The sequence below is a fragment of the Hymenobacter mucosus genome, assembly GCF_900188255.1.
Taxonomy (GTDB): domain Bacteria; phylum Bacteroidota; class Bacteroidia; order Cytophagales; family Hymenobacteraceae; genus Hymenobacter; species Hymenobacter mucosus.
On sequence record NZ_FZNS01000003.1, the window covers coordinates 441,441 to 467,212 of the forward strand.

The window sequence follows — 25,772 nt, forward strand, 5'->3', positions numbered from 1 at the left end:
TGTTAGGCCCGTGCTTGGTCTAGTCCCATTGCTTGCACACCACACCTCCTTTCCTTATTTGCTATGCGTCTTTATCTCATTGGCATGCCCGCAGCAGGCAAAACCACACTGGGCCGGGCCCTGGCTACAGCCTACGGGGTGCCTTTTCGGGACCTAGACGAGGAGATAGTGCAACGGGAGCAGCGCAGTGTGTCGGAGATTTTTGCCCAAGATGGGGAAGACTACTTCCGTCAGCGTGAGGGCGACGTACTACGCGACCTTGTAGAAACAATGCCCGAGATGGTACTGGCTACCGGTGGGGGTACTCCGTGCTATCACCACAATCTGGAGGTGCTGCTTGAAACGGGCCTGACGCTCTACCTGGCCGTGCCGGTGTCTGTGCTAGTACAGCGGGTGTTAGCCGCGGCAGCTAGTCGTCCTTTGTTGTCGGCTTTGCCTACTGCACAAGCGCTAGAAAGCCGTTTGCACGAAACCTTACGGGCACGCCAACAGTTCTACGACCGCGCACCCTTGCGCTGTGCTGCTCCCGTTTGTTCGGTAGAGGCAGTGCGGCAGTTAGTCGAGCGTTACACTACTGCTGTCTAGTACAGACGAGCTATTGGCTCGTCGTTTGGTCAGTGCTGCTTATTTTTGCGACTTCATCATTCCTGTATCGGCATGAAATCAACTTCCGAAGCTTCAGCGCCCGAAGTAAAGACCACTCCAGTGAAAACCCCGGATGCTATCCGCCCTAAGCACAAAGGGTCGGCCCAGCTGTTCGAAAATCCATTGTTGGAGCGTCTTTCGCATACGCACATTGCGCTGCCCGTATCTATTTTCCTGATTACGGCAGTTATCAGCCTGTACTATGGGCTCACGCGAGGCTTTATTTCTGGCATCTCGGCCTTTGGCTTGTTCCTGTTGGGGTGGTTTATGTTCACCTTTGCGGAGTATCTAGTGCACCGGTACGTGTACCACATTCCTGCTACTACCCCTGGGCGGGCTAAGTTTCAATACACCATGCACGGCGTGCACCACGAGTATCCTAAAGACGAAACTCGCTTGGCGATGCCGCCCATCATCACGGTGTTCGTAGCGTCGTTGCTGTTCTTCATCTTCCGCTTCACCTTCGGTAGCTACGCCTTTGGCATTCTAGCGGGCTTCGTGTTTGGCTATGCGCTGTACTTATTTGTGCACTACGCCATTCACGTGTACGCTCCCCCGAAGAACTTCCTAAAAGTGTGGTGGACGCACCACGCCCAGCACCATTACCGTCAAGATGAAATTGCTTTCGGTGTATCCAGCACCCTGTGGGACCACATAATTGGCACTATGCCTACCAAGCAACCAAGAAACTAAGCGGTATATTCTCTGATAACAAAAACGGCTTCCTCAAGGAGAGGAAGCCGTTTTTGTTTGGCTGATTACCGACCACAACAAGAAACTTAAAGGCCGCTTCCTGCACAGGACAGGAAGCGGCCTTCGAATGGGTAACCCATGTAGACTTAGCGGCGGCGGAGACGGTTCACGATAAACCACAGCAGCAGCACAATCAGAAATACACCAATAAGCCCGGTCCAAGCACCAGCTTTGAAGATGGTTCCGATAGCGTCGCAGCTGCTAAGAGAGAACGTAAGCAGCACCATGAAGGCTGCAATAAAGGGAAAACGCAGGGTATTCATAACGAGGAGAGGAGAGTGAGAAAAGTGCCTCGCAGTAGTGGAAGCAACTTCTAATGCATACTAGCCTATTCTTAAAAAGGTTAGTGTCGATTCTCCTGGAAACGCCAGAAATCTTGTCTTGCCCCAGCACTGTGCATAAGCAAAATTGCTTCCTCTGATGCGTAAGCCGACTAAAAGTCGAGACCATAGCATAGGAGCCTTCATAAGCCTGTTTGGCCATTAGCCTCGGCATGTGGCTTGCACAAGAGCGCGCTTGGTGGTAAGCAGCGCACTAGAACGACCGTGGCCGCCTTTGAGCTTACTACGCTATAGTAACAAACAGAAACCGCAGCTTTATGAGGCTGCGGTTTCTGTTTGGCTTAAGCAAGGTGTGCTAAATGCGGTTTAAGAACTTTCTTGGTTCAAGCAAGTCACAATAACTTAAAAAGAAAGCCCGGTAGCAGACTGAGTAAGTCTATCACCGGGCTTTACTGTTGGCGCTCCCTCCTGGGTGCGTATAACCAGCCAAAATATTTAATGCAGGCTGTTATTAGGTTTTGGGTCCTGATTTGTGTCCCGGTTTAGGCTGTTTAGCGTACTCATGCTCAGCGGCAGTTGGTACATCACTAGTAAGATGGTCGGTCGTGCCACTATGAAACGCCACTTTTTGAGAAAAGTGGCGTTTCGTGGTTCCATGTACTCTGCAGTTGGTACCCCTTCATTTGCTTTGTAAATTGAATACAGGGGAAAGCACCGGCCGACGAACCCAGCCTGCAGACCGGCTGAGACTGCCGATGGCTCAGTACCCGAAGCGCCGGCGCCGGCCAACTGCCACCGGTGGCTGGTAAGCCGGTGTGGCTGGGGCAGGCCGGCCATAGATTTCATACAGCCGTTTTTCAGCCGCATAGCCGGAAAGTTGGCTTTCCTCCTCCCAGGTCAGCGTTTTCTCGAAGCGGGCCCGGTGGCGCAGGTGGTGCACGTAGGGGTCGTAGTAGCCTTCCCGCAGGCGAACCACCACCTGTATTTTGTCGTGCAGGTACTCGTGCGCGACACTATCGACGTGGTAGATGGCAGAGCCGGTGACGCCAGATATAAAGCCCAGTTCTACTCCCTCACCTACCTGCGGCGGCACCGCCAGCCGGCATAAAAAAATGATGTAGTCCCGTGGCCCCGGCACGCAAAACAGGTACTCGACCTGCCGGAACTGCAGCACGTCGGCATCTTCCTGGATCAATCCCAGAAAGTCGTCGTGCCAGTTTTCCGCCCACCGCCGGAACACGGCCGCACTGATACCCAGTTGCTGTTGCAGCGACTTGGCCGTGGGCAGCTTCGCATCCGACGGTAGATCCATCAAAGCGGCTATCAGCGGCGCATATTCTTTGTTCTGGCCGTACAGCTTCTCCATGGCCGGGCGCACCTGCAGGAGGCTATACAGCATGTCTTTCGTGCCGATGGGCGGCTTGGGGCGTTCAGTGTAGCGCATATAACAAGATGCGCAGGCTGAGCGAGAAAACCTGTAGCCGGCACATCAAGCCGATACTGCACCATCTATGCTGAGCAGCCGCTGACGGTAGCCGGGTAGGTGCTCATCCACAAAATTTCCCCACTTCTGCCAAGAAAAGAAGCTGCTGGGATGCCTGATAAAGAGCAGCCGGGTTGACTCTCCGGCCGCATTTGTCACAGTGGCAAGCCGGGGCGTTGTCTTACCGATTGCCGGCCGCCGTTCCGACCCGTCTATGGTGTAGCCATGTCGGCGTGCTGCAGCCTGCATCTCCTCCATGTAGCCGCAGATTTCAACGCCTGCAAACAAGCAGTATCCTGGCTGTAATACATTCAGTACCGCGAAAAATGTGTCCCAGGCAACCTTGTAATCCTGTTCGGTGGGGCGGGTATGCGCACTTGCCATAGGCCGCTGCACCCGGTTGAAATAGGCCACTGATGACCAAAGACGTTGTTTCTGCTCCCGGGTGTGCTGCCTGCCATAAAGCGCCCTGGTAAGCGCCGTTGTGAACCTCGTTGGTTTGACAGGAGAAATGTATCCATGGTCAAACACGAAATACCGGGTAAACTCCCGGCCGGCCAGGTAACGGCTTACCTGCTCTGCCGTTTCTGACTTGTGCTTCCAGTGGTAGTGGCTTTCCCCCAGAATCAGCAGCCGCTGCTCGCGCGGCAACCCGGCGTAGTTGGTGCCCACCCAAGGGCGCCAGTACAGTTGGCCAGCTGTTTCCTGCAGGGCTATATCGTAGCGGGTGTCAACAGCAGCACGGTGTCGGTCGGAATGGGGCATAGTTTTAGTGGATATAACAAGGTTATATCGGCCTGAAAAACTCTGATTCACTTGGCAGACGCCCTGAGTCACTGGGAAGCCTGATATCGAGTATCAGGCTACGGAGGGTATATTGAGAGTTCGCAGCGGTAGTTTGTTTTTGAAGCAGTGAATGGAGTTCAGCTAATGGCTTATGCCTCGGAGGCCTTTTGCTGTATTGTCCGTAATGCCAGCCCACCAGATAAATACCATGCTTGTACTTCTGATCAGCCAGATATGGGATTAGCTGATCAGGGAGAGCAGTTGGCACTTCATCATTCTTGCTGAGTTTGACTTCAACAACTACAGTCAGTACATCTACTCTATTGCCTTTATCGTCTATGGAAAAGGCCTCAACGAAAATGTCTGTGCGTTGTCCGGTAGCTGGCCCAACGGACGGCCTAATTTCTACTTCTCGCTTGATAAGGATATCAGACCGCTGCAGGTCCTGAACTAGGTACCTCCGAATCGTATTTGAGAGGAAGTTTTCGTCTCTGACTACATGAGTTGCTGTAGCCGCTTTTTTATCTGGCGTCCAAAGCTGCTCAGCAGCCACAAGCTCTCCGTGTAAGTCAGTCTGAAAACGGCTCAGCGACTCAAGAACCAGCTGTTGCAGGTCTGTAGCTGTACCAAGCCAGCGTCGCCCAGCATCTCTGCCTAGTTCAATTAGCTCATCGGGAAGAGCTGGCTGCCATGCATTACGTCGTAGATTTTCTCTAACCTGATCCAACCTTATTCGGAGCCAGTAAGGCGCGTGCATCTGCTCAGCTAGTTGCTGAAGCGTATTCCATGCTGACTGTGTGCCACGTGAAGCCAATTCAGCGGCGGCTGCTGTGCGTAGACTTGCATATTTGCCCTTCGGACTGTTGTCTTTCCAGTCGTCTATATCCGCAGGAGCAAGCTCAAAAGCGTAGGTAAGCCAAAGGATGATAGTGCACAATTGCTCCTCTTCCAGCGCGACCAGATGCTGAAACTCACTCGGCGATGGGTGATTTACGGAACGGTTGATAACTGTTGCAGCAATGGACAATTGAGCGCTTAACTTCTCCCAATGCAGCCAAGTATTTTGCCGGGGGGCTCTATTATTGAACAACAGCCAGCTATATACCACCTCTGCCAGACGTGGCCTCGCCACCGTAACCGAATAGGCCTCTGCCGGGTCTGGTAGTAGCTGTTGCGCCACTTCCCAGGCAGGCTGATAGCTGACACTCAGCATATCTACCAGTATAGAAGCGGATAAGTCTTCCCGCCATATCCCATTTTCTATAGCTGTGAGAAGCAATGCAGAGAAACGAGAATCTGGTAACGCATTATACCAGTCCTTGAACTCATAAAAACCGCTTTTATCTATGCTATCATCATATGCATCCGCTTTAAGGAAGAGTGCTAGTTCAATAGCTGACGGATATTTTTCCCATGCCTTTCTAGCTAGTGCATATTTTTTATCATCACCAGAGAATTCTTCAAGCTTTACTATAAACGTGGCCCATTCTTCCCAGAATTGTAAGGGTAATGATTCGACGAAGGCGGGACGTTGACTCTCGGCCAGTAGCAGGGCACGGTATAGTGAAATAGCAAAGTTGTTAACCCCTCGACCAAGGCTGTAGCTCTGGGTAGGTGGAATGGGATACCGTAACACAATAGCACATGCCATATCAACCAGACTGATTCGTTGCTCATCAGTCAACTTCTTCCAGTGCTTCGCATGGCTAATATCATTGTGCGCAATGAAGCCGGAAATAGTTTTCTCAGAACTTATATAATGCAGCAGGTTGTGCCATTCAGAAAAGGTCGCATCGCTGCCTTTTACAGTTGTTTTGAATACATATTGTCGCCGCCTTCTAATAGATCGTAATACTTGTTTACGTCTGATTAGCTTTTTGCGAAGTTTCTTTCTGTCCCGCTTACGGGCATCCAGTGCATATCCTTTTTGCTTTTTAGAATCCTCGGTTTCTGAATCAACTGGTTCACACCAAGGCTCAAAAGCCTGTCTGCTCGATTTGAATTTTCTAGCAGCCTCATGAAGCAAATTATACCGCCGACTATATACTGGATCCGGGCCATGGGGTGCCGGCTGTCCCATCAGGTACATTAATACTCTGGTAAGCCACTTCCGGGCAGCTGCGCTCAAAGGGCCGGACAGTAGTGCGTGTACACCTTCCCATTCATCTTGTGATAATAGATTGGCTTGATGATGGAAGTTGAAGATTACACAAGTAGGATTGGGTCTGTTTTTAAGGCCAGCAATCTTTAGCAACAGCGAAATACGATCAGCGTAGGATGCACCTTCTATACTGAAAGGCTGGTGGTGTTTATCTGCAACAATGAATAGTTCGGCCAGAGCGTCTAGGATGCCAGGCTCACCGATTAGCTGCCATGCACGCTGCCATACAAGACGGCTGATTTTATTCCAAAAAGCTTCCCGCGCATGCTGGTAATCAAGTAAAGGAGTATTCTCAATCAGCCATTGCAGGCTTTTGAGCACAGAATCAGAGGAAAACGATATGTCCTCTTTTTCCAATCCATACAGAAACATGCGATACGAACCTCCATAGTGGTCGTCCTTCTCTTGAGTAAGGAGAGGTAATAATTCATCTGCACTTAAGTGGTGAGGCCAAAGAATCTGTAGCAGATAGCCTCGGAAGTCATCCTGATAATCTCCTGTAGGTATATCCAAGCGGAGAGGTCTGAGTGCTTGGCTGATGTCATCATCTGCAATAGCTCTTAGAATACTTAGTGCTCTGCTACGCGTTTGAAATGGTAGCGCAACGTCTAGGGCATTCTGAATAAGCAGAGGGGCAAGTTCATCTACTTTGCACGTAATGGCCACATCGATGGCAAACCTGAGTGTGGCGCCGTTGGCCTCAGGATTGGCTAGTACTGCAGTGAGTTGCTTAGCAAGTCCCGGGTGACGCAGTTGATGCATAAAACTCCGCTCATAATTGTCCCGGTACGGGGGAAAGGCCAGCTTATCAAGCCAACGAATCAGCCGGGTAACGACCGCAGCGCGCTGCTCAACACTGAGTCGACGCATGTCGGACTGAATGAGTGCGCCTGGGTCCAATTCCAGCAATTCCTGCCAGAATACTGGCTGAATCTCTGCCAGCCAAGCAGCCGTCTCTCTTAATGCGGGTACTATACCACCTTGCGGATCAGCTGATGAACGAAACAGGGCCCTTAGATTACCTGTAGTTATGCCCGTAAGGTTCAGATACCAAGCTGCCAGAAACTCCGCGTAGGATTGATGGGTCCATACCATGCAGCCATTACCCAAGTCAGTAAACAGGGCGGTATTAGCGAGTAGATCACGGATGCGTGCAGGCGAAATAGTGGCCTGAATCCCTTTCCATTCGGTCGTTTGGCCTGCTCCGGCAGCGTGGGGGTCCAGTTCGTTGCTGCCCAATACGCCACTAACAGGATCAATATGAATCTGGCGACGGTTAGAAAAGACTGCTAGAAATGCTAAATACCCGGCAAGTAACAGTCTTTCACGGCTGTCATGTCGATGCTTCTCTTCCCTTCCTCGGTCCGGGCCTTCGCACAGTTCCCGGCAACCTAACTCGTATAAACCTGCCCTGCCATCTGTATCAGATATTCCGAATCCGGGTTGATGAACACGAAAAAGTTTGATCAGTAGCTGTAGCGTGACGGGACTACTGGCTAGTGGCTGGGCTTCCACTTGTGCAATGGCTCGCAAAAACAGCTCACTGTCAAATCCTTCCTGTTCCGCAGCAAGCATTATTTGCTGCTGTGTCAGAGGCCCAAGAAGCATAATGCTAAACTGCTCGCGCGTTGGGTGAGCGGGCATCCCCCAAAGCCTGTGCAGTGATTCAGAAAACGCTGACGGCCAAATTGCATTCCGGCAGGTAATCCGTAAGCGTAAGCGCTCCGTCGGTAACCTTCTCAAAATCCGGATAATACCCTCTTGGAGCCTGCTGATGTGCAAAAGCCCTTCGTCTAAGCTATCAAACCATATAGTAAGAGTGTATTCATAGTTAGCGGTTTTCCATGCGGAAACTTCTGGAGAATCAATGATTTCTCGGTATAAGGTTTCCTCCGAGGTAAATGAACCGAGGTTCAGAAATAAATGGTTGCACTCTCGTCCAATAGCATCCTGTTGCTTTTGCCATTCATTCGACTTCCCTATGCCAGGCTCTCCAAGGAGAATGACACACTGAGGGCCGTCCCTCAGTTCATCAAGTGGAGTGCCTACAGGAACGCTGGTGAGGCCGGGGCCCAGCTTTGTGGCAACGGCATAGCCACTACTTTCAAACTCGTAAGGGTAATTCTCATTAGCCTGCTCTGCTGTGAGAGGAAGCCAACGACGCTGCCATGAATAATTAGTAGGCATAGGCATATACTTAATTGAAAAATGTAAGGATAAATAACAATTGCACCTTTTGCCTACAGCACCTTTCCCCTGATAATCTCCAGCACCCGCCACATATACCGAATATCCTCTCCGGCCACCGTCAGGCTGCCGGCGTTTTCGTTGTCGGAGTGCAGTACCAGATAGCCTTTCGTCAGCAGGTCATTATCCTTAATCCGCTTGATGGCAAACTGACTGCCGAACACCACCGCATACACCCCACTCACGGCGTACTTGCAATCCTCCAGCGGTAGCAATATGGCGGCTACCTGCATACCCGAGCGAAGCTGCGGCTCCATTGAATCCCCGTCCACATCAATTACCCACGTCTTCCGGCCCCGCAGCTCCGGGCTGGGGCTGTAGATGCGGATGGTATCGAACTGTGCGACGCCCCCTGTGTCAAACAGGTCTCCGAAGCCGGCGCGGGCCGGCACGGTGATATGTATCCAGTCCTCATAATCTTCCTCATCCAGCGGGTGTGCCAGGCGGGCATTGCCGTTCAGGCCCGGCGTTGCCTCCTCCATCGGCCCGATGCCGAACCACAGCCAGTTACGGCTGATGTCCAGCTCCCGCACAATAGCTTCCAGCACATCCTGGCTGGGCTGGTGGCGGCTGGCTTCCAGTTGCGTAACCGTGGGCCGCTTCACGCCCAGCAGGTCCGCCATCTGCTGCTGTGTGAGGCCGCGCACCTGGCGCACTATCCGCAGCCGTTCCCCTATGGTAGTGCGCAGGCTCTCTTCGGTCATTTCCTCGACCGGAGATTTTTTATTTGTAGCGGATTGTGTCATATGGTGTAGACTATGTTACATTTGGTCACGCCTTTTGTGGGTGAATTTGTAACAATCATAACAAATGTAACAAATAGAAACCAAATGCAACCAATCGAATCAAAAAAATCATCTGTCAACCTGCGCGAGTTGTTACCGCACGGTTCTATTACCTATATCGCGCACCGGCTCGACATATCGAGAGCAGCCGTTACGAAGGCGTTACAGAAAGGAAAGCCCAACCACCCGGCTGTGGCCGAAGCAGTGCGGCTCATCCGGCAGGCCGGTAGCCAGGAGGTGCAGCAGGAGTTGGGAGAACTGGCGGCCAGAGCCCCGCAAACACCCGCAGCCGCATGAGCGAGGTAACAACCGCCTACCTCACGGAGGAGCCGCAGCACCTGACCGCCGAGCTGGAGGTGATGCTCCGCACATGTCCGCGCCCCGTCCATCTGGGCCCCGACCGCACCGTGTTTGCCACCTGTCAGCAGCGGGAAGAGCTAAGCCAGCTGCTGCAAAGCCACTTGCTCACGCACGAGGAATACATGTGGGTGCTGTTCATGCGCGTTTATTTCTCTGCCACCTGGGCCGACAAGGTAAACCGCCTGCTTACCAGCATTACCGAGCACCGCCGCGCCCACACGCCGGCTGGCCTGCCTTACGACCCGCGTCTGGGCCGCCCCGGCAAACGCTACCTGTAAATCCGTATTCCGATGACTGAGCTAACTACCACTACCGCCGACGGCCTGCACATTACCGTGCGGATGCCCGACGCCCACCCCTGGGTGCGCGAGTCGCTGGAGAAGGCCTGTGCCGCCGAGGCCCGCCGCCAGATGGAAAGCACCCCGGCCCCCGACCCGGCCTATGCCGTGCCCCGCGCCGCCGAGCTGCTGGGACTGCACCCTGAAACCGTGCGCGACTACATGCGGCTGCCTGACAACCACCCGCGCCGCCTGCACTACGTGCCCGGCGAGTCCAGCCGCGGCGACCGGGTGCTACTGTCGCAGCTGCACGACTGGCAGCGCCGCAACCGCACCGACGCCGCGCCTATCGAGCCCGCCGCTGCTACTCGCCGTCGGCGGGCAGCCCGCCCGACCTGACTGGTGGGGCCGGTACCCGCGTGGTCAGATACCCGCGCACCTGCCACAGCTCGATGATGTCGGCCGCCGGTACGTGCATGGGCGCTATCCGCGCATTATCGGCCAGCAGTTCCACTACCTGCTTCCGCTCAGTGATAGGGGCCGGCAGCCGTCGGGCCAGCACCCCGCCGGGTACCACCACCACGCAGGCCGAGCCTGGCGCCAGCAGGTCCCACCGCTCCACGAACGAGCACACCGCTACGTCGTGCCGCCGGATGCCGGGATGCAGCTCGTCGCCGTCCACCTCGAAGGCGCGGAAGGTGCCCGAGGCAAACAGCGGCAGCCGGAACGTGGTGAGCTTGTCCAGGAAAGCCGGCTCGTCGTGCCGCTTGGTGTAGGCTGCCTGGTCGCGCAGGGGCACCATCACAATGTTTTCGTGCCCGGTGTGGTCCACCGTTACGGCCAACACCCGGCCCCCGTTGATGCCCCGCTCCGGCAGCGCCGGTGTCTTGGCTGAGAATAGGGGCAGGTCGCTGGTGGAGGCTGCGCCACCCCGCAGCATAGGCCCGGTGCCCAGTATCAGCCACTCCGGCGAGAGGTCCGGCCACGCCGTTAGCAGCTCCACGATGGTGTCATAGCCCGGCTTGGCATCGTTGTTCACCAGCTTGTAAACTTTTGAAGGCTTTTCGTGCCCCAGCTTCTGCGAAGCTTGGTAGGCATTGAGGCCTTGCGCCTCCATAAATGCCTTTATACGGTCGCCTACCTGCATTTCCTGACTCATAGTGTCATAGCTGATATCAGGCCAACCCGGCCCAATGCCTGTATTTCTATGCAAAGTACGCATCCGGCTTTTACCCTTCACTACCTGTTACGGCCCGCATGAACTACATCACCCACACCCGCGCCGCCTTTGCCTTCCTGGCCGCCGAGCTCACGGCCACCCCGCACCACATCAGCCTGTACGTAGCATTGTTCCAGCTCTGGAATGCCGCCCACTTCCCGCCCTCGGTGCTGCTGTTCCGCGACGAGCTGATGCGGGCCGCCCACATTGGCAGCGCCGGCACCTACCGCGCCTGCCTGCGCGACCTGACCGCCTGGGGCCTCATCACCTACCAGCCCAGCCAGAGTCAGCACCAGCCCAGCCAAGCCCTCATGCACGAGCTTGGATCGGAGGCCGCTCTACCCACCGCTACGCCCAAAAGTGCTTCAACCGAAAGTGACGCAAGCCGTGGCCCAACTGCCGGTAAAGCCGTGCCCCCTATCCTGAAAACACCGGTAACGGTACCAGACGGAGACAACCCCACAAACTTTTCAAACGCATCTGCGGCGGGAGCGAAAAAAGAGGCGGGCTACGCCATGCTGGATGATTCGCTTTCAGAGGAGCAGTTGGCTGCGGAGGACCGTGCAGGGCCGGCTTCCCAAGAAAAAGTTGCGCCAAAAAGAAAGGTTTCGGGTAGGGGAGTGGGCCGCCCGGAGGTCCTGTTTGCCGAGTCCGAGCTGGCCGACCCCGAGGCCTTCATCGCCGCTTTTGCCGGCACCGACTTCGAGCTGGCCAACCTCCGCTTCTACCACCAGAAAGTCGCCAACTGGCGCAAAGACGGCCTGCCACCCCGCCGCCGCGACTGGAAGGCCACCGCCAAAAACTTCATGCTCAATGATATCGAACGGAACGCCCTCGTACTCGCCCCCGCACAGCCAGTCACCGGCTACGGTGCCCCCGCCTACGGGGCCGGGGCCCGAAGCGCAATTGCTGACTATTTCGACAGCCGCTACGCTTGAGCAGCTGGTCACCGTGTCCGATGAGCGCCCCCGCCTGCTGCTGGCCCGCATGTCCGTCGGCCTCGACTACGCCCAGGCTGCTCAGGCCCGCAAAATCTTTCAGGTGCAGCGCAGCATCGGGGAAGGGGAGACACTGAAGCTGCTGGCCGTCATCTTCAAGGCCTTCGTCGATTCGGTGCGCGTGCCCCACAAGCCCGACGCCGCCGACCTCATCGAGCTGGCCGAAACCGTCATGCGCAAGTACAGCCACGACAGCCTTAAAGACATCATTCTGGCCCTGAAAGAGGCCCGTACCAGTGGCCGCAACTTCTTCCAGGAAATCGATCAGGGCAAGATTTTCGCCGTGCTCAACGAGTACTTCGACAAGAAGGCCGCCTTCCTCGAAAGCCGTCACCAGGACCAGAAGGCGCAGGGCGCTTCCGCCCAGTCCCAAGCCGTGGCCCTGCTGGATAACTTGGCCCCGAAGCTCGTGGAGCAGCTGGCCGACCGCATCCCCGACGACCACCCCAACCACGACGTGCTGCGCGCCCGCCTCAGCCTGCAGAAGCAGCGCCAGCGCCGCGGCCTGCCTTCCCCCGACCCTGAGGAGTTTCGCCGCCAGCAGCACGCCGCCGCCTTCCGCAACGCCCGCACCGACTGGCAGGCCCGCCCCGATGCGCCCTTGGGCGAAACCGGAAAATATGTGCGGCAGCTACGCGCGGAGAATGAGCAGCAGCGGCTGCGCAACAGTGCCTGAAGTCCTGCGGCCGTTAACTGTTATATTAGACGTTCATTAAGACAATAACCTGTCAGCATGGCCCGTAACGCAGTTATTTCTACCGGCACCGGCTACTCGCCCAAAAACCTGCTGACGCTGTTCTGCGAGGCGGAGCAGACCGCCACCCCGCACACAGGCGGGCGGGTAATGGCCCGCACCGCCGCCGGGGTGCTCGTAGTGGTACGATGCCGCCGGTGTGGCCGCGTTCAGGAGCACGCTCTGTCCCAGCTCCCTGATGGCTTGCAGGTGTACCGGGTCCGGATAACCGGAGAAGACGGACCCCACCTGCCCGATTCCATGCGGCCGCTGCCCTTCCTGGAGGAGTCGTTTGAGGTGGTGGCCGCGTCCCTGCAGGACGCGCACGAGCGGGCTGAGTTTGCTTGCTCGCTTCGCTTTGCCGGCCACTTGGTACGCTACTATATCAACGGCGAAGAGCACCTGAACGAACGATTCTGATTGTACTGCCGGATCTGATGGCGGAGCCACCGGAAATCCTTAGTATTAGCCCCTGGACCTAAACAGGCCCAGGGGTGTAATCTGATTATTCTGTTACAGATATGAGCGAAATTATTGCCTGCCTCCAAGCCGTAGAAAAAACAATCGTGCGGATTGAGCACGAAAACCGCCTTGTAAATAGATACACAGCCCGCGACTTTACCCCGTTCAGGTTCATGCCACAGGGTGAGGTGCCCACAACTCACCTGCTGGCTTTCTTTCTGAACGCGCACGAAGACCATGGTCAGGAGCACTTGTTCCAGGAATTGTTCATTAAGAGGCTGAGGCAGGAGCACTTGGTAAGCAACCGACTACCGGTAGCCACTTGGACGGTTAAAGCCGAACGACGCCACGGAGAATACGGGCAGCTGGATCTGTTGCTGACGGCCACTGACGGTAGCTTTGGCATCTGTATCGAGAACAAGCCCCGAGACGGCACCAAAGACCAGCCCGGGCAGTTGACCCGGTACCGGCAGTTGCTCATGCAGCGGCATGGCGAAAACTACTTATTGATATACCTGAGCCGGGACGCCCGGCCGCCTGACCCAATAAGCCTGACCGCTGAAGACCGCGAAGCACTGACAGGAAAGGGACAATACCTCAACCTCACATTTCGGGAATTTCTGCTAGGGCTCCTTGACGACTGGTACCAAGCAGTGCACCCGGAGAGCCTGAGAACATTTATCCGCCAGTTCCGCCACCACGTCGAAAGCTGGCTTCAATTCGAAAGCACCAAACCAGCGCAACTCATGCAGGCTAAGGAAGTAGCATCCACCATCATTTCCGCTTCTCAGGTTCAAACCGCCTTCGATATAATTGATTCTCTGGCAGAGTTGAAAACTCAGCTGCTTACTACTTTAGCTAAGAAGTTAGCAGAATGCTTTCCTGAATTCGCGGTTGGAGAGCATTGGAAGGATACCGGATTCCTTCAAGCAATCAACAGGAAGCCAATTATCATCCGTCGCCCCACCACCAGCGAAGTACCGGATAAGCTGCCTTGGGGCCGCTACTCTATAGGGGTGGAATTCGATAACGGCCGGCTTTTCTACGGAATCCGGTTTGACAGAGCGAATCTAAGTCCCACTGATACAACGGAGCAGGATTGGCCGGAAGAGACGCCCAACGCCATAGCCCAACTGCTCAGCAAGGAAGCCAGACCCTGGTCTTGGTGGCCATGGTGGGATTGGGTAGGGCCGGAAAATGACCACTCGTTATACCCACTGATTGCCAACGGAAAACTAGTGAGCGAACTGGCGCCAAGAGTTGAGGAGTTGATCAAAGCACTCGACAGGCATTGTCAAGTCGGCTCTGCCGATGCTAGTCAATGAGAACGGGCAGGTCGATTGACCTGCCCGTTCTCATTAATCCTTGTAATACTATCATTTTTTTAGATGAATGAACTTGTCAGGAAGTCGCAGATTTCTAATGACACATCCATCATAATTTTCTACCAACGCTACTACCTTGGTACGGGCCGCTGAAACCACTTCAAAAGTCAATTTTATGCCCTCTCCTTCAATAGCACCAAACTCAGGGTAGGAAGTACAGAAATTTTTGTCCGCCTTACCATCGGAGTGAACAAGTAGATGTCGTAGCTCCAAGTAGGGCATTGCCTCCCGAATAACCGTTTTATCAGCACCTAAGTCCAGCTTTGTATCAATTGATTCCAATAAGTATAAAGTGCTTTTTTGAGTGTTTTGAATTTTTCTGAACAACTCTTTGCTAAGCAGCCGAATAACGCCGTCCCAGTTCCCACACTTTAAAATATCATTGATATCAAATGAAATCTTGTGTTGTCCAACAAGCCTGTCAGGTGTAATGTCTGAAGCAGTAACTGCTGCTAATATGTCTATAAGATATAATTCAACCTCTTCAAAAAGGTCCTTAATGTATGAGCCATAAACATTCTTTTTTAAGTGGGAAACTGCAACGCTACGACCACCGTGAGATGATGTTCTATTTGCGAGTGTTTTATGTTTTTCTGGGTTAACGTGTCTTAAAATGAGTTTTCCATCCCGGGGAGTCAGTTCATTTTTATAAACAGACTGAGCGAAGACATCAATTAATTCTAAGTCGGCATTGTAGTGGGCAACTCGGCTTACAAATCGGTGTAGTGCCTTTGTAATCATCTTGTTCAGTGGTTAGAAGCAAAACAAATGCTTTTGTATTAACTATGAATCACCAGCACTGGCCCGCACAAAACCGCGTCCTCGTCGCCTAGGTCAAACTCTACTCCCAATACCTCGGCCACCGCTACCATTGCGGCCTCGTTCGCTGGCTCCTCGCAGTCGAACACCGAGTAGGCCACTTACCCCGGCCCGCTGACCAACACATCCACCAAGTCGCGGGCGCAGCCCATAAGCACCGGTACCTGCTCAGACACCGCCGCAAACCCGGTAGTCGGTTCGGGCAGGCTCAGCCCTTCAACGGAAACGGGCTGCGGATTCTGGTGCGGCAGATAGAGCGTAGCTTTCATAGCAAAACGGTGTGCATAAGGTGGGCGAAGTTCGGCAATAGCTCGTAACTAAGCTGCCCAAGGACTAAAGGGTAATGGCATCCGTGTAAATTGCCCATATATTCCGCCTTCACACCCTGCCGCTTTGCTTTTCGCACAAATAGATACCCTTAGCGCCTCTGCTCCAGCGCAATCTACTTCAGGCTTCCCGATAGTTTTAACCGTTCTAATCGTCTTTGTGCTCGGGTTGCTTGCTTACTGGATTTTCCGGCCCAAGCCGACCCAGCACCATACGCTGCCGGCTACGCCAATTCCCGTACCGCCTCCCCCAACTACCCCACCTATACAGAATAGGCCACAATCTGCGCCTTTAGCTCCGAAGGTTGCTTCGCCAACGCTCACGCCAAAACCGACTCCGGCCGCTAAGAGTCAGCCAACGGCCACTACCCCACCGCCGCCTGCCCGTCCTGAACCAGTGTCTGCCACTCCGGCACCGGCTCCTGCTGCTGAGCGCTCCGCTCGCCGGGCAGAGCCTGCCCGGCCCACTCCGCCACCGGCTACACCCCGGCCTGCGCCTCAGCGCCCTGCTGCTGAGCAGGTGCCGGTGCCTGGCGAAATCAAATACATTGGCTACGAGCCACTACCCGCTCGCAGCAATAGCCGCTATCCTTATCTACGCTGGCCAGCCGCTGGCAATCGCGTACCTGTCAAGTTTCCCCGCGCTGGTCGCTCGGCCAACCGCGGCTACTGCGAAGCAGCTTTTGTTGAGCATTTGCGCCGCTTTTTTCCTAAGTCCGGCCCGGTTCGGGTACTTGACAACCACCATCTACCCACTGCCAACGCTTCCCGTCCCTACGAGCCGGATGTAGCTTTGCTGCACGAGCGCAACGGCCTTAATCTCTTCCTCAACGTCGAGATTGACGAGCCTTATGACGGGGCCAACCGCCTGCCCACCCACTGCCAGGGTGACGACGACAGCCGCGACAACTTTTTTACCAGCCGTGGGTGGGTCGTGCTGCGCTTTGCTGAAATTCAGGTTCATCAGCAGCCGGAAGCCTGTTGTGCCGTTATTGCCCACCTCATCGCCCGGCTCGACCCTACGTACCAGATTCCCGAAATCCTGTTATCCGTCGGCACGCCTGCAGGTGTTGTGGTCTGGGACGTGGTGCAGGCGCAGAAGTGGGCTAAAGCCCGCTACCGTGAGCAGTACTTGGGAATCACCGACTTCGGTAGATATGAAAGTAGTGGCGTCGGCCCTGCCGCCGAATCGCTACCCATTGAGGCGGAGATTGAAAAACTGGTAGCTCAAGCAGCCCCCCTACCTCCGCCGCCCAAGCCTGGTACGCTGCAGAAAGCTAATCCTGACCCGCGCCGTAGTGCCCTGAGCTTCGACGCTGACGCCCACCAGTATTATATCAACGGACAGCCCGCATTAGCTGTCAGTACTTTAGTAAGCCGCTTTTTTCCAAAGTTTGATACTGAATATTGGTCAGCCTACAAAGCAGCTCAACGCGGCTGCGCACCCGAAGATGTAGCTCAGGAATGGGCTGACAAAGCTGCAGCCTCATCGCGTGCTGGCACGGCCCTACATCAGCAGATTGAAGATTTTTACAATCAGGGCACCCCCGCTACCGGCCCCGAGTTTGCTCATTTTCTCAGCTTTCACCGGGCTTTTTCTCACCTTGTGCCTCACCGTACTGAGTGGCAGGTGTACAGTGAGGAGTTGATGCTGGCAGGCACCCTCGATTTTGTGGCCCGCAATACCGACGGAACCCTTTCTATCTACGACTGGAAGCGCAGCCATAAAGTAGTAGATGCTGCCGGCCAGGTGCAGCTAAACCGCTACCAGACTGCCGAAGGGCCGCTTGGGGACCTGCCCGACTGCTCGTTCAGCCACTATACCATGCAACAGAATATGTATAAGTGGCTGCTTGAAACAAATTACGGTTGCCGCGTCCGTGATATGCACTTGGTAGTGCTACATCCCGATTATGACCGCTACCACCTCATACCCGTGCCCGAGCGCCCTGCCCATGTTGCCCGTATGCTTGATGTTGTGCGAGCCAAACGATAAAGCTGTAACCCTGCTTCGCTATGCCAGCCTCCAATCCCCAGCTTATAGACTTGGTTGAACAGCTCCGCCGGTTCCATGATGCCGAGTACGAGGCCCAGCAGCGTGAAATACGCAAGACCTGGGCGCTGCCGCTGGCAGCGCGGGTGCGCAAAGGCAGCGCCATTGCCAATGTGTGTATTCCCGGCACCGTACCGAGTGAGGAAACACGCAAGAGCATTCGCCAGCGGCTTACTAACGCAGGCATTGAGCCGAGCGAGGAAAAGATTCTCAACAACTTTCGTTCCTATGCGTCGCTCTCGCCTACTGTCACTATAGAAACACCCGTCAATAGGTCAAATTTCAGGGCTGGCTCCTATGTCATCTTGCACCGTGGCGACCCATTCAATGAGCGTGAATCTTACCCATTAGTGGTCATGCAAGACGCCGGCCAACGGCTAACGCTGGAAGCCGAGTTTGGTAAAAACCCCCGCGCCCGCGGCCTCTCCGACGGCTGGGTCTTGGATGCTCATCAGCCGGACTTACGGTGGATATTGCATAAAGCTCTCGACCAACTCTTGGCGAGCCAGCCTGATGCTATTAGTGACGTGCTCATTAACCAGCAGCTACCTGCCTTCGACCCTGACCGCCTCACCCAAGCCGAAGCCTTGGCTGCTCCATTAGGTTTCAACGCCCGGCAGCGCGAGGCGTTTATCAACGCTTACGCCGCTTGCAGCCATTACCTGATTCAGGGGCCGCCCGGCACAGGTAAAACGTGGGTCTTGGCACATCTCGCCACTGCCTTCGCCCAGCAGGGTTTGCGCGTGCTTATTACGTCCTCTAACCATCGTGGCATAAACAATGCCCTGCGCAAAATTCACGAAGTAACCAGCTACCCGCACCTACTCAAAGTCGGTAAGCAGGCCGACGCCGACGGCTTAGGCGAAGTTGCTAACCATGAAAATGGGCCCGCGCTTGAAGCTGTGGACGGAAACGGTTTCATCGTCGGTGCTACCTGTTTTGCTCTCTATACTAGGCGCTTAGGAGGAGTAAAATTTGACGTGGTGATAGCCGACGAGGCCAGCCAGTTAACGCTGCTGCAAGCCGCTGCCGCTATGCTTGCCGGTCGCAGATACATTTTCATTGGTGACCACCAGCAAATGCCGCCCATTATTGCGGCGTCCCATTCCGACCCAGCCCTGCACCGCTCCGTATTCGAGCACTTGTTTATCCACGCCCCCGGCACTCGCCTGAACGTCACTTACCGACTCAATACAAGCCTAGCTGGATTTGCGTCGTCCCACTTCTACGAAAACGACTTTACTCCCCACGAGTCCGCTGCTACCCGCACCCTTCACCTACCCTCGACACCTACGCAGTACGCTGACATTCTCGACCCCGCCCAGCCTAGCGTTTTCGTAGACCTGCGCCACAGCAACTCTAAAACCTATGAGCGTAGCGAAGCCCACTATGTTGCCGAACTGGTAGCTGAACTGCTCGCCAGCGGTGTTCCTCCCCACGAAATTGCTGTTGTTGCTCCCTACCGCGCCCAGGGCCGTGCCATCCGCCGCCGCCTCGACAAACGTTGCGCTAACCGCCCGCCCGAAGAGTTAGCTCAAGTCACCATTGATACCGTGGAGCGAATGCAGGGCCAAGAACGTGACGTGATAATACTGTCGCTCACGTCCGGTCGCTTTGACTCCGCTTTGCAGCGAGCTAGCTTCTATTTCATGCCTAACCGCCTCAACGTGGCCATTACCCGCGCCCGCGTCAAGCGTATCGTTGTCGGTAGCTCCCACCTCACCAGCGCCCGCTTCGACGTACCCGAGCTACAGCAATGGGTCGACTGTTTCCGCGACTTCCTCAATTCCTGCCACCACATAACCCGCTTGGAACCGTTAAAAAAGAATCGTCCTGCCACTGCTTCCAACAACAAAGCTACTGAATGATAAGAGCACGCAGGGGCCTTCGCAACGCAGCTCTATGATTACGTGCTACAGTGCATCACCACCAAACAGAAGTAATGTCAGCCGCCGGCACTTCCGAGCCAGGAACCGACAAACACCAGAAAGCTGTTGGCACCCAAACCCCCAACGGCATGATACTGAACCGCCCCGCCCCACCCCTTAACCTGGAAACCGCTTGGCAGACACTGGAAAACCAGCCCGCCAGCCCTGATGTCGGCCTGCTCTTGGAGCAGCATGTGCAACAATGCGGGGCAGCCAACCTGTACCTGGGGCTGGTAGCCGCTACCGGCGAGCGGGCTTTCTGGCTGAAAACGCCGGGCCGCCCGCACCGCCAGCCCACCGACAGGTTTTCCAATACGCTGTGGGTGAAGACGATTGAGTACGCCGACTACTCGCTGCTTACCGTGGTGCTCGCTGACCCAGCGGTTACCCCCGCATTTACCGACCTTGCCCACGACCTGCTGGAATCGCTCAGCCGCCAGCCCACCATTCCGGCCGCCCGGCAGCTGTTTCAGATACTGAAACGCTGGCAGCCCCAATTTGCCGAGCTAGCCTGCTACGCAGCATGATAACAGGCCACTCTGAAACGCCACTAATCCTGGAAAAGCGGAGCTTCTTTGCAGCATGTTCCCTGCCACTCTACGCCGGCCCAACCGATAAAAAAGGGGCCGCTCCGACACCGGAGTGGCCCCTTTTGTGCAATTGCCTCTTGCACAATTCGCCTTAAACCTCAAAATGCGGCCGGTCCTTCCACCCCGGCCAGTCGCCGCCCCACCGCACCGCCGGCCCCGCTGCCTTCATCAGTTGCGCGAACCGCCGCAGCAGTTCCGCCGACCAGCTTACCTGCCCGCTGGCCAGCAGAAAAGCCACGTCCAGCGCCCTCGACGGTACCAGGTTGTGCTTCGACTCGCCCCCACGCTTGTAGGTCACGACAGGGCCCGGCGTCGTGCGGCCCTGTGCATACAGCCGCTCCTGGTCGGCCGCACTCCGGTAGCCTTCCGTCACGATGGGCCGCCCCAGCCGCGCCAGCTCCGGCCGTGCCTGCCAGGCACCCAGGGCCAGCACGAAGGCCGCCCGCAGATCGGTACGCACGCCGCGCAGCCGCAGGTTCTGCCGCTCCTGCTGCGCCTTAGTCAGCGTCACCACGACGGGCATTATCGGCAGGTACCACGTCCCCCGGCAGCGCCTCGGCCGGAATCTTCACCACCGTTTCCGGCTTTTGCAGGGCCTTGCGCACCGTGGCCCAGATGGTCACGATGGCCACCAGCGCCTGAATAATCAGGTGTCCGTACTGCTCGATTTTATCAGGGTCCGGCGGAACCAGCTCATGGCTGGCCACCTGGCCCAGAAACGAGGTTGCCATAATGTGCGCCATATGGCCGGCTTTCGTGCTGCTGAACATGATGTTGGAAAGTTAGACGTTTGTAATACTTTGCAACAAATGTACGTTTCGCTACAGCCGTCATATACAACAGGTTGCGGTTGGTTGCCGATTGTGCTTTTGGGGTCAGCCCCTTCGGGCCGGGCTGTACGCCACTCCGCTTCGCTGCGGCCCTGCGGGCAGCCTCCTGCGTCGGCTTGGCTCCCATCCCTGCTGCATCCTCCCGATTCTCCCCGCCACCTGCCGAAGCTGCCCAGGCGCTCCGACCACCGCACCCGCGGCCGGGCCGCCCTGCCCATCCGCACCACCCACCCCCAGGGCCACCCGTCCGCTCCCGCCCGATAAGGCCGCAGCCCGCCCTGAAACGGGGCCGGCAGCCAGCTAATGCGCGTTCAGGCCACGCAGGCCAAAGAAAATCAGCGGTGTGCTGCGCACCGGTTTGTTTGTCTGGGGGCCTCCCCAGACCCCTCGCCACCGCGCCGGCACCCGCCGGCTCCATTCCGCTCCGCTGCATTCCGACCGGCCAGTGCCTCTTGCCGCCCACCATGCCCACCGGCCCTGGAAAACGGGCCGCCAGTCATCTTAGCCCCCACGCGGGGCCAGCCGCCGGTCCGGCTCCGCTACTCTCCGCCTCCCCGTCGGCCCGCCCCTAAGCAGCCACCCATAGGTGCGTTGCACGCAGCTTCTGTGGGGGAAGCCCCCCACACCCCCTAAGCTTTCAAGGGTAGGGGTCCGGCACCCGGCAGCCCTGGCCCCTGCCAGCGGCCCGGCTCAGGCGTCCAGGGGCAGCAGCTCCACGGGGCGGCCCAGGCGGCGGGCGGCCCGCAGGGCGCTCAACGTGCCCTTGCTGCGGCCGTCCCACACCACCAGCACCAGGTCGGCGCGGCGCACTATTTCCGCATTGCGCACATGGGGGGCAGCGGGGCCGTGGGTGGCGTAGTCGGGCCGCAGCTCAGTCAGCGGCACCCGGTGGGCGCGGGCCCAGGCAGTCGCCAGCTGGTCCACCCCGGCCGCGCCACCGCTCACCACCCCGGCCGGGGCCAGTTCCCGCAGCCGGGCAAGCAGGGCGGCGCACTGCCGCACGCTCCGGCTGCCTGCCACCGCTACTATTATTTTGTCTTTTACCATGATATAAGATACGAAAATAAGCTTGTATTTACTGGAAATTATTGCAAATAAATGCAGATAATACTTGTAATATATTGCAAATAATATTGTATATTTAGGTAGTAAGTCGGGAAAGGCCCGGCTGCCCGCCTTGCCCGGAGGCCTACGGCGCGGGGCACCACACGGCTAACACCTACAGCCATGCTACCCCATTTCCAGTTTGCCCAGCTTGCCACGGAGGCATGGGCCGGCCCTGCGCTTAGCGCCGTTCACGTTGCCATCAGTGGCCCCGCAGGCGCTCCATCTTATCAGGTCTGCTACTTCGTTGTCAGCACCACAGCCCCGCACAGCTGGGTGCTGTATCAGGCCTGCGGCCTTGCCTGCCCCTTTGCCGCCATTGCCGCCGCCGTAGCGGCCTGGGCCGCCTCCTGCCCCGGCGGGGCCTGCTATGAGCGTCGCCACGCCCAGCGCGTCATTACCGCCGCCGCCGCGCAGTGGGCCGGGCTGCAGTTCACCCGCCACGGCTTCGCCTGCCGGGCCCGTCGTCACCGCTGCGCCCGTCTGCTTCATGGTTAATGCCCTGCTATCCGCGCCGGCCGCTTCCCAGGGGGAGGCGGCCCCGGCCCTGGGCGTGCGTCAGCAGTTGGCCCGCACCCAGAACACCCTCTTCGATGCCCGCCAGGACTTTCTGGCCCTGCGCGACGAGTACCCGCGCCGGCCGGCCCGCTTCGCCCGCATCCGCGCGGCTATTCTGCGACTGCGGGAGGCCCGCGCCGCCTACAAGGCAGCAGCCGAGGCCTTCCACGCAAGCCCCGAGGGCGAGCAGCTGCAACGCTTCCGCCAGCAGTATGCCCGCTGGTAATGCGCCGCAGGCAGGTCGCTGGTACGCGGCCTGCCTGTATGCCACCGGCCACGGCTGGGCAGTAGTGCGCGACATGGCCCTGCCCGGCACTACCGCCGGCGGCCCCGGCCACTACCAGCAGCAGGCCGCCCCCGGCTCTTACCCCACCCACGAGCAGGCGCAGGCCGCCGCCAACCAGCTCAACGCGCCGCCGCGCCTGCGCCCGGCCGACCGCAACGGGATGCTCCCCGCCCCGGCCGATGACTACCACCCGCACCCCTGGGAACTCCAAGAACCGCTAACCCCACTACGTCATGCCTAAAACCGCTACCACCTTCCAGCCCCAACTGCTCGACCCCAACACCCCCGACCCGTGCCCCGTCAGCCCCGGCAACGGCCGCAGCTTCAAGCTGGCCGAGTTGTACCGGCTGCTCAACTGTGAGCTGGTGGACGTGGTAAGGCTCACAGATGAGCTGATTCTGATTATCGACGACGAAGGCAAGTTTAAGCAGCCCTGCTACCTGAATCTGCTGGCTACCTACCTCTGGCATAAGCATGTGCCGGAGGCCCGTGGCGTGGACCACATCGTAGGCCGCGCCATCCTCTGCCACGATTCCCAATTCCGGTAAGCCCGGCCGGCGACGGGGCCGGCCGCTAACGGGCCCCGCTTTTTCATCTTCTTACCCTTCCCTGTTATGGCAACCGCCACCAAAACCCCCAAAGCCCAGGCCGCCACACTGCCGGCCATTTCTCCATCCGCTGCCCCCGTGCTAGCCGTAGCCGGCCCCGCCTACCTGCTGGAAAAGGCGGACGAGGCCACCGGCGAAGTCGTGCAGGTGCCCCGCTTCCGCTACCTGCCCGGCCACCCGCGCCAGATTCGCTTTGATGCCAAGGCCGGCCAGTTCAACATCGGCGGCATTACGCCGCTGGGCTCCGCCATCAGCTTTATTCCGCTGGCCTGGCGCGTGTTCCACGACAACATTCTGAACATGGGCCGCAAGCTGTGGGCTGAACTGTTTTATGCCGACGACAAAGGCGCTATCTGCGCCGTGCTCTTTCACGGCTACAGCGTCGAAAACCTGTACCGCCTCATCGAGCCGCTTTTCTACGACGACCTCACCCTGGCCGACGTGGTAGTGAAAGTGCAGGCCGAGAAGAAAGAGACGACCAAGGACGGCAAGAAGGCCACCTATTTCATTGCGCAGTTCAGCTACGAGGCCGCCGATCCGCAGGAGGTAGCCGCCCGCCGCGACTTCGCCCGCGACTTTCCCATCTGGCGCAAGGAAACTCACACCAGCGCCGCCGACGTGCGCATCACCCACGGCTACACCGCACCCGCCGAGCCGGAAGCCGCGCCGGAAGAAGTAGAAGAAGCCCAGCAGGCCGCCTGATGCAGCCGGCCCCCGCTCCCACCAGGGCGGGGGCCGTTGCCGGCCACTACGTCACTCCTATGCCTCAGATTCTACCTGTTACCACGCTGCCCCGGCTTGCGGTTGAGCAGACGCCGCTTGACGCAGCGGAAGCCGACCGCCTAGCCCGGCTCGGCCAGCTCATCGAAGAAGCCGCGCCGCTGCCCGACGTGCGCAGCCTAGCGCCAGCCATTCGGGAGCTTTTCCCGACCCCGGCCTACCAGGTAGGATGCGGCGGTGCCCACATCTGGCTGCACCGCACCGACGACCCCAGCCGCCTGGCTATCATTCTGGAAGACCGATAGCCACCAGCACTACAAGTCAATTCCCTAAGTCCCAAGACCCTAAACGCCATGTTTCACAGCCTTCAGAGCTACCCCGGCCTCACCCACGAGCAGCACCGTGCCCTGCCCCAGGTTTCCAATACCGACCTCTCAGAGTTGAAAGCCCAGGTGCTGGGCCAACTGCGTGCCCCCAACCCCCAGGCCCTGGCCTACGGCGCCGCTTTCCACGCCGCCACCCTGGAGCCCCGCACCTACGCCCGCACCGCCGACAAATGCCCCTGGCAGGAGTTGGAGCAACTGGCCCGCCATGTGCGCCGCCACCGCTACTGCCGCGACCTGCTGTATCGGGGCCAGGCCGAGCTGACCTATACCGCCATACACACCGAAACCGGGGTAGGGGTAAAGGTGCGTCCTGACCTATTGGTAGTCAGCCCCGCCGGCCGCCGCCGCACCCTCATCGACTTCAAGACCACCAGTTGCCGCGACCGGGAGCAGTTCCTGGCCACCGTCGAGCAGTACGATTACGACCGTCAAGCCGCCCTCTACCTCGATACCCTGCAAGCTGATCGGTTCCTGATTATTGGCGTGCAGAAGAAGGCCCCGCACCAGGTTTGGGTATTCGAGGCCAACGCCTCCATGATTGCCCAGGGTCGGAAGAAGTATGCCGCCTTACTGCGCCGGCACGCCGCTGTGCTGGCAACGGCTGTAGCTCCGCTTTCTAAACACTGCGACGTCTATCTGGCCCGCGACAAACAGTATTATGTGAGGCTGGAAACTGCCGCTGGCAGTGAGTGCTTCAACAGTTCCGGTCCGTTTCCGACAGCCGCAAGCGCCCTTGCCTGGCTGGGACGTCATCATCACGTCGGCTCCGCCTTCTACCTCGATGAGTCCGGCCACCGCTCCGTACCGCTGGCGGCCTGCGCGTAATACTTATGCTACCTTGTCAGGCGTCCGTATCAATTGGCTGAAGCTATTTTGGTACGGACCGCTGCCCGCTTCCATCTAGATAGAATTCCTCTCTGACGGCGTGAGCATTCTGCAGGCAGTGCGAAGCCAGTTCGACGGTTCCAAAAGGCCTGTGGTAAATGAA

At 57.4% G+C, this 25,772-nt stretch carries 32 protein-coding genes; 20 read left to right on the forward strand and 12 right to left on the reverse strand.

Going from position 1 to position 25,772, the window contains the following annotated elements; translation table 11 throughout:
* Positions 1-63 precede the first annotated feature (63 nt).
* Together CHB83_RS09065 and CHB83_RS09070 are read left to right on the forward strand one after the other, a co-directional pair.
* Positions 64-585 (forward strand): shikimate kinase, encoded by a 522-nt coding sequence (locus tag CHB83_RS09065; protein WP_089332387.1) that lies wholly within the window; start codon positions 64-66, stop codon positions 583-585.
* A gap of 72 nt (positions 586-657) precedes the next feature.
* A complete protein-coding gene (locus CHB83_RS09070; RefSeq protein ID WP_082455592.1) occupies positions 658-1,338 on the forward strand; it encodes a sterol desaturase family protein in 681 nt (226 codons plus the stop codon).
* A gap of 146 nt (positions 1,339-1,484) precedes the next feature.
* On the opposite strand, the gene CHB83_RS23785 is transcribed toward CHB83_RS09070, so the two are convergent.
* The 5 genes from CHB83_RS23785 to CHB83_RS09090 form a co-directional block, all read right to left on the reverse strand.
* Positions 1,485-1,661, reverse strand: a complete 177-nt coding sequence (locus CHB83_RS23785) for a hypothetical protein (RefSeq protein WP_173664797.1) — start codon at positions 1,659-1,661, stop codon at positions 1,485-1,487.
* Positions 1,662-2,439: 778 nt separating this feature from the next.
* On the reverse strand, positions 2,440-3,123 hold the full coding sequence (locus tag CHB83_RS09075; protein WP_089332388.1) for a hypothetical protein: 684 nt from the start codon (positions 3,121-3,123) through the stop codon (positions 2,440-2,442).
* 45 nt (positions 3,124-3,168) lie between these two features.
* Entirely contained in the window at positions 3,169-3,927 is a 759-nt protein-coding gene (locus tag CHB83_RS09080; RefSeq protein WP_089332389.1) for a hypothetical protein, read from the reverse strand.
* 22 nt (positions 3,928-3,949) lie between these two features.
* Positions 3,950-8,296: an NACHT domain-containing protein gene (locus CHB83_RS09085; protein ID WP_143437062.1), complete on the reverse strand. Its 4,347-nt coding sequence runs from the start codon at positions 8,294-8,296 to the stop codon at positions 3,950-3,952.
* Between the two features lie 53 nt (positions 8,297-8,349).
* Positions 8,350-9,102 (reverse strand): XRE family transcriptional regulator, encoded by a 753-nt coding sequence (locus tag CHB83_RS09090; protein WP_089332391.1) that lies wholly within the window; start codon positions 9,100-9,102, stop codon positions 8,350-8,352.
* Between the two features lie 84 nt (positions 9,103-9,186).
* On the opposite strand from CHB83_RS09090, the gene CHB83_RS09095 reads away from it, so the two are divergent.
* The 3 genes from CHB83_RS09095 to CHB83_RS09105 are packed head-to-tail and all read left to right on the forward strand — an operon-like array spanning position 9,187 to position 10,178.
* Positions 9,187-9,438, forward strand: coding sequence for a hypothetical protein (locus CHB83_RS09095; RefSeq protein ID WP_143437064.1), 252 nt, complete (start codon positions 9,187-9,189; stop codon positions 9,436-9,438).
* Positions 9,435-9,779 carry a hypothetical protein gene (locus CHB83_RS09100; protein WP_089332393.1) on the forward strand — a complete coding sequence of 115 codons (345 nt, stop codon included), beginning with the start codon at positions 9,435-9,437 and terminating at the stop codon, positions 9,777-9,779. The genes CHB83_RS09095 and CHB83_RS09100 overlap by 4 nt, the downstream gene beginning before the upstream one ends.
* 12 nt (positions 9,780-9,791) lie before the next feature.
* Positions 9,792-10,178, forward strand: coding sequence for a MerR family transcriptional regulator (locus CHB83_RS09105; RefSeq protein ID WP_089332394.1), 387 nt, complete (start codon positions 9,792-9,794; stop codon positions 10,176-10,178).
* Here the strand turns inward: CHB83_RS09105 and CHB83_RS09110 are convergent.
* Entirely contained in the window at positions 10,144-10,938 is a 795-nt protein-coding gene (locus CHB83_RS09110) for a LexA family transcriptional regulator (protein ID WP_089332395.1), read from the reverse strand. The two genes, CHB83_RS09105 and CHB83_RS09110, sit on opposite strands and share 35 nt — an antisense overlap.
* Positions 10,939-11,036: 98 nt before the next feature.
* Between CHB83_RS09110 and CHB83_RS09115 the strand changes: the two genes are divergently transcribed.
* The 4 genes from CHB83_RS09115 (at position 11,037) to CHB83_RS09130 (ending at position 14,516) form a co-directional block, all read left to right on the forward strand.
* The gene (locus CHB83_RS09115) at positions 11,037-11,936 is read left to right on the forward strand and encodes a hypothetical protein (protein WP_089332396.1); all 900 of its coding nucleotides are present in this window, start codon (positions 11,037-11,039) and stop codon (positions 11,934-11,936) included.
* On the forward strand, positions 11,905-12,672 hold the full coding sequence (locus tag CHB83_RS09120; protein ID WP_089332397.1) for a hypothetical protein: 768 nt from the start codon (positions 11,905-11,907) through the stop codon (positions 12,670-12,672). Before CHB83_RS09115 ends, CHB83_RS09120 begins: the two co-directional genes overlap by 32 nt.
* 57 nt (positions 12,673-12,729) lie before the next feature.
* Positions 12,730-13,149: a hypothetical protein gene (locus tag CHB83_RS09125; RefSeq protein WP_089332398.1), complete on the forward strand. Its 420-nt coding sequence runs from the start codon at positions 12,730-12,732 to the stop codon at positions 13,147-13,149.
* 101 nt (positions 13,150-13,250) lie between these two features.
* Positions 13,251-14,516 carry a PDDEXK-like family protein gene (locus CHB83_RS09130; RefSeq protein ID WP_089332399.1) on the forward strand — a complete coding sequence of 422 codons (1,266 nt, stop codon included), beginning with the start codon at positions 13,251-13,253 and terminating at the stop codon, positions 14,514-14,516.
* A gap of 51 nt (positions 14,517-14,567) precedes the next feature.
* On the opposite strand, the gene CHB83_RS09135 is transcribed toward CHB83_RS09130, so the two are convergent.
* From CHB83_RS09135 to CHB83_RS23790, 3 genes are read right to left on the reverse strand one after another with little or no spacing between them, the layout of a single operon-like run.
* A complete protein-coding gene (locus CHB83_RS09135) occupies positions 14,568-15,317 on the reverse strand; it encodes a hypothetical protein (RefSeq protein ID WP_089332400.1) in 750 nt (249 codons plus the stop codon).
* Between the two features lie 38 nt (positions 15,318-15,355).
* On the reverse strand, positions 15,356-15,484 hold the full coding sequence (locus CHB83_RS24210) for a hypothetical protein (RefSeq protein WP_262490729.1): 129 nt from the start codon (positions 15,482-15,484) through the stop codon (positions 15,356-15,358).
* 12 nt (positions 15,485-15,496) lie between these two features.
* Positions 15,497-15,664, reverse strand: coding sequence for a hypothetical protein (locus CHB83_RS23790; protein WP_179225495.1), 168 nt, complete (start codon positions 15,662-15,664; stop codon positions 15,497-15,499).
* Between the two features lie 454 nt (positions 15,665-16,118).
* Here CHB83_RS23790 and CHB83_RS09140 point away from each other — a divergent pair, with 454 nt between their 5' ends.
* From CHB83_RS09140 to CHB83_RS09150, 3 genes are all read left to right on the forward strand, one after another.
* Positions 16,119-17,717, forward strand: a complete 1,599-nt coding sequence (locus CHB83_RS09140) for a PDDEXK family nuclease (protein ID WP_143437066.1) — start codon at positions 16,119-16,121, stop codon at positions 17,715-17,717.
* A 20-nt stretch (positions 17,718-17,737) separates the two neighbouring features.
* Entirely contained in the window at positions 17,738-19,642 is a 1,905-nt protein-coding gene (locus CHB83_RS09145; RefSeq protein WP_089332402.1) for a DEAD/DEAH box helicase, read from the forward strand.
* Positions 19,643-19,716: 74 nt separating this feature from the next.
* The gene (locus tag CHB83_RS09150) at positions 19,717-20,229 is read left to right on the forward strand and encodes a PD-(D/E)XK motif protein (RefSeq protein ID WP_089332403.1); all 513 of its coding nucleotides are present in this window, start codon (positions 19,717-19,719) and stop codon (positions 20,227-20,229) included.
* Between the two features lie 154 nt (positions 20,230-20,383).
* Here CHB83_RS09150 and CHB83_RS09155 read toward each other — a convergent pair whose 3' ends face one another.
* Both CHB83_RS09155 and CHB83_RS09160 read right to left on the reverse strand, forming a co-directional pair.
* Positions 20,384-20,815, reverse strand: coding sequence for a M15 family metallopeptidase (locus CHB83_RS09155; protein ID WP_089332404.1), 432 nt, complete (start codon positions 20,813-20,815; stop codon positions 20,384-20,386).
* Positions 20,790-21,062 (reverse strand): hypothetical protein, encoded by a 273-nt coding sequence (locus CHB83_RS09160; protein WP_089332405.1) that lies wholly within the window; start codon positions 21,060-21,062, stop codon positions 20,790-20,792. Before CHB83_RS09160 ends, CHB83_RS09155 begins: the two co-directional genes overlap by 26 nt.
* Positions 21,063-21,161: 99 nt before the next feature.
* Here CHB83_RS09160 and CHB83_RS23505 point away from each other — a divergent pair, with 99 nt between their 5' ends.
* Complete coding sequence (locus CHB83_RS23505) at positions 21,162-21,386, forward strand: hypothetical protein (protein WP_143437068.1); 225 nt, start codon at positions 21,162-21,164, stop codon at positions 21,384-21,386.
* 426 nt (positions 21,387-21,812) lie between these two features.
* Here the strand turns inward: CHB83_RS23505 and CHB83_RS09165 are convergent, their stop codons facing one another.
* A complete protein-coding gene (locus CHB83_RS09165; RefSeq protein WP_089332406.1) occupies positions 21,813-22,169 on the reverse strand; it encodes an SLOG family protein in 357 nt (118 codons plus the stop codon).
* 180 nt (positions 22,170-22,349) lie between these two features.
* Here CHB83_RS09165 and CHB83_RS23510 point away from each other — a divergent pair, with 180 nt between their 5' ends.
* The 7 genes from CHB83_RS23510 to CHB83_RS09200 all read left to right on the forward strand — a co-directional run bounded on the left by CHB83_RS23510 (position 22,350) and on the right by CHB83_RS09200 (position 25,609).
* On the forward strand, positions 22,350-22,724 hold the full coding sequence (locus CHB83_RS23510; protein ID WP_143437070.1) for a hypothetical protein: 375 nt from the start codon (positions 22,350-22,352) through the stop codon (positions 22,722-22,724).
* The gene (locus tag CHB83_RS09175) at positions 22,717-23,010 is read left to right on the forward strand and encodes a hypothetical protein (protein ID WP_089332408.1); all 294 of its coding nucleotides are present in this window, start codon (positions 22,717-22,719) and stop codon (positions 23,008-23,010) included. The genes CHB83_RS23510 and CHB83_RS09175 overlap by 8 nt, the downstream gene beginning before the upstream one ends.
* The gene (locus CHB83_RS09180; protein ID WP_089332409.1) at positions 22,997-23,311 is read left to right on the forward strand and encodes a hypothetical protein; all 315 of its coding nucleotides are present in this window, start codon (positions 22,997-22,999) and stop codon (positions 23,309-23,311) included. Before CHB83_RS09175 ends, CHB83_RS09180 begins: the two co-directional genes overlap by 14 nt.
* Positions 23,304-23,618, forward strand: coding sequence for a DUF3846 domain-containing protein (locus tag CHB83_RS09185; RefSeq protein ID WP_089332410.1), 315 nt, complete (start codon positions 23,304-23,306; stop codon positions 23,616-23,618). The genes CHB83_RS09180 and CHB83_RS09185 overlap by 8 nt, the downstream gene beginning before the upstream one ends.
* 66 nt (positions 23,619-23,684) lie before the next feature.
* A complete protein-coding gene (locus tag CHB83_RS09190) occupies positions 23,685-24,380 on the forward strand; it encodes a hypothetical protein (protein WP_089332411.1) in 696 nt (231 codons plus the stop codon).
* Between the two features lie 59 nt (positions 24,381-24,439).
* Positions 24,440-24,703, forward strand: coding sequence for a hypothetical protein (locus CHB83_RS09195; protein WP_089332548.1), 264 nt, complete (start codon positions 24,440-24,442; stop codon positions 24,701-24,703).
* A gap of 48 nt (positions 24,704-24,751) precedes the next feature.
* Positions 24,752-25,609 carry a PD-(D/E)XK nuclease-like domain-containing protein gene (locus CHB83_RS09200; RefSeq protein WP_245855308.1) on the forward strand — a complete coding sequence of 286 codons (858 nt, stop codon included), beginning with the start codon at positions 24,752-24,754 and terminating at the stop codon, positions 25,607-25,609.
* Positions 25,610-25,772: the final 163 nt, after the last annotated feature.

Coding starts and splice junctions, on each gene's coding strand:
- CHB83_RS09065 (WP_089332387.1), top strand. CDS start 64: ATGCGTCTTTATCTCATTGGCATGCCCGCAGCAGGCAAAACCACACTG.
- CHB83_RS09070 (WP_082455592.1), top strand. CDS start 658: ATGAAATCAACTTCCGAAGCTTCAGCGCCCGAAGTAAAGACCACTCCA.
- CHB83_RS23785 (WP_173664797.1), bottom strand. CDS start 1,661: ATGAATACCCTGCGTTTTCCCTTTATTGCAGCCTTCATGGTGCTGCTT.
- CHB83_RS09075 (WP_089332388.1), bottom strand. CDS start 3,123: ATGCGCTACACTGAACGCCCCAAGCCGCCCATCGGCACGAAAGACATG.
- CHB83_RS09080 (WP_089332389.1), bottom strand. CDS start 3,927: ATGCCCCATTCCGACCGACACCGTGCTGCTGTTGACACCCGCTACGAT.
- CHB83_RS09085 (WP_143437062.1), bottom strand. CDS start 8,296: ATGCCTACTAATTATTCATGGCAGCGTCGTTGGCTTCCTCTCACAGCA.
- CHB83_RS09090 (WP_089332391.1), bottom strand. CDS start 9,102: ATGACACAATCCGCTACAAATAAAAAATCTCCGGTCGAGGAAATGACC.
- CHB83_RS09095 (WP_143437064.1), top strand. CDS start 9,187: ATGCAACCAATCGAATCAAAAAAATCATCTGTCAACCTGCGCGAGTTG.
- CHB83_RS09100 (WP_089332393.1), top strand. CDS start 9,435: ATGAGCGAGGTAACAACCGCCTACCTCACGGAGGAGCCGCAGCACCTG.
- CHB83_RS09105 (WP_089332394.1), top strand. CDS start 9,792: ATGACTGAGCTAACTACCACTACCGCCGACGGCCTGCACATTACCGTG.
- CHB83_RS09110 (WP_089332395.1), bottom strand. CDS start 10,938: ATGAGTCAGGAAATGCAGGTAGGCGACCGTATAAAGGCATTTATGGAG.
- CHB83_RS09115 (WP_089332396.1), top strand. CDS start 11,037: ATGAACTACATCACCCACACCCGCGCCGCCTTTGCCTTCCTGGCCGCC.
- CHB83_RS09125 (WP_089332398.1), top strand. CDS start 12,730: ATGGCCCGTAACGCAGTTATTTCTACCGGCACCGGCTACTCGCCCAAA.
- CHB83_RS09130 (WP_089332399.1), top strand. CDS start 13,251: ATGAGCGAAATTATTGCCTGCCTCCAAGCCGTAGAAAAAACAATCGTG.
- CHB83_RS09135 (WP_089332400.1), bottom strand. CDS start 15,317: ATGATTACAAAGGCACTACACCGATTTGTAAGCCGAGTTGCCCACTAC.
- CHB83_RS23790 (WP_179225495.1), bottom strand. CDS start 15,664: ATGAAAGCTACGCTCTATCTGCCGCACCAGAATCCGCAGCCCGTTTCC.
- CHB83_RS09145 (WP_089332402.1), top strand. CDS start 17,738: ATGCCAGCCTCCAATCCCCAGCTTATAGACTTGGTTGAACAGCTCCGC.
- CHB83_RS09150 (WP_089332403.1), top strand. CDS start 19,717: ATGTCAGCCGCCGGCACTTCCGAGCCAGGAACCGACAAACACCAGAAA.
- CHB83_RS09155 (WP_089332404.1), bottom strand. CDS start 20,815: ATGCCCGTCGTGGTGACGCTGACTAAGGCGCAGCAGGAGCGGCAGAAC.
- CHB83_RS09160 (WP_089332405.1), bottom strand. CDS start 21,062: ATGTTCAGCAGCACGAAAGCCGGCCATATGGCGCACATTATGGCAACC.
- CHB83_RS09165 (WP_089332406.1), bottom strand. CDS start 22,169: ATGGTAAAAGACAAAATAATAGTAGCGGTGGCAGGCAGCCGGAGCGTG.
- CHB83_RS23510 (WP_143437070.1), top strand. CDS start 22,350: ATGCTACCCCATTTCCAGTTTGCCCAGCTTGCCACGGAGGCATGGGCC.
- CHB83_RS09175 (WP_089332408.1), top strand. CDS start 22,717: ATGGTTAATGCCCTGCTATCCGCGCCGGCCGCTTCCCAGGGGGAGGCG.
- CHB83_RS09180 (WP_089332409.1), top strand. CDS start 22,997: ATGCCCGCTGGTAATGCGCCGCAGGCAGGTCGCTGGTACGCGGCCTGC.
- CHB83_RS09185 (WP_089332410.1), top strand. CDS start 23,304: ATGCCTAAAACCGCTACCACCTTCCAGCCCCAACTGCTCGACCCCAAC.
- CHB83_RS09190 (WP_089332411.1), top strand. CDS start 23,685: ATGGCAACCGCCACCAAAACCCCCAAAGCCCAGGCCGCCACACTGCCG.
- CHB83_RS09195 (WP_089332548.1), top strand. CDS start 24,440: ATGCCTCAGATTCTACCTGTTACCACGCTGCCCCGGCTTGCGGTTGAG.
- CHB83_RS09200 (WP_245855308.1), top strand. CDS start 24,752: ATGTTTCACAGCCTTCAGAGCTACCCCGGCCTCACCCACGAGCAGCAC.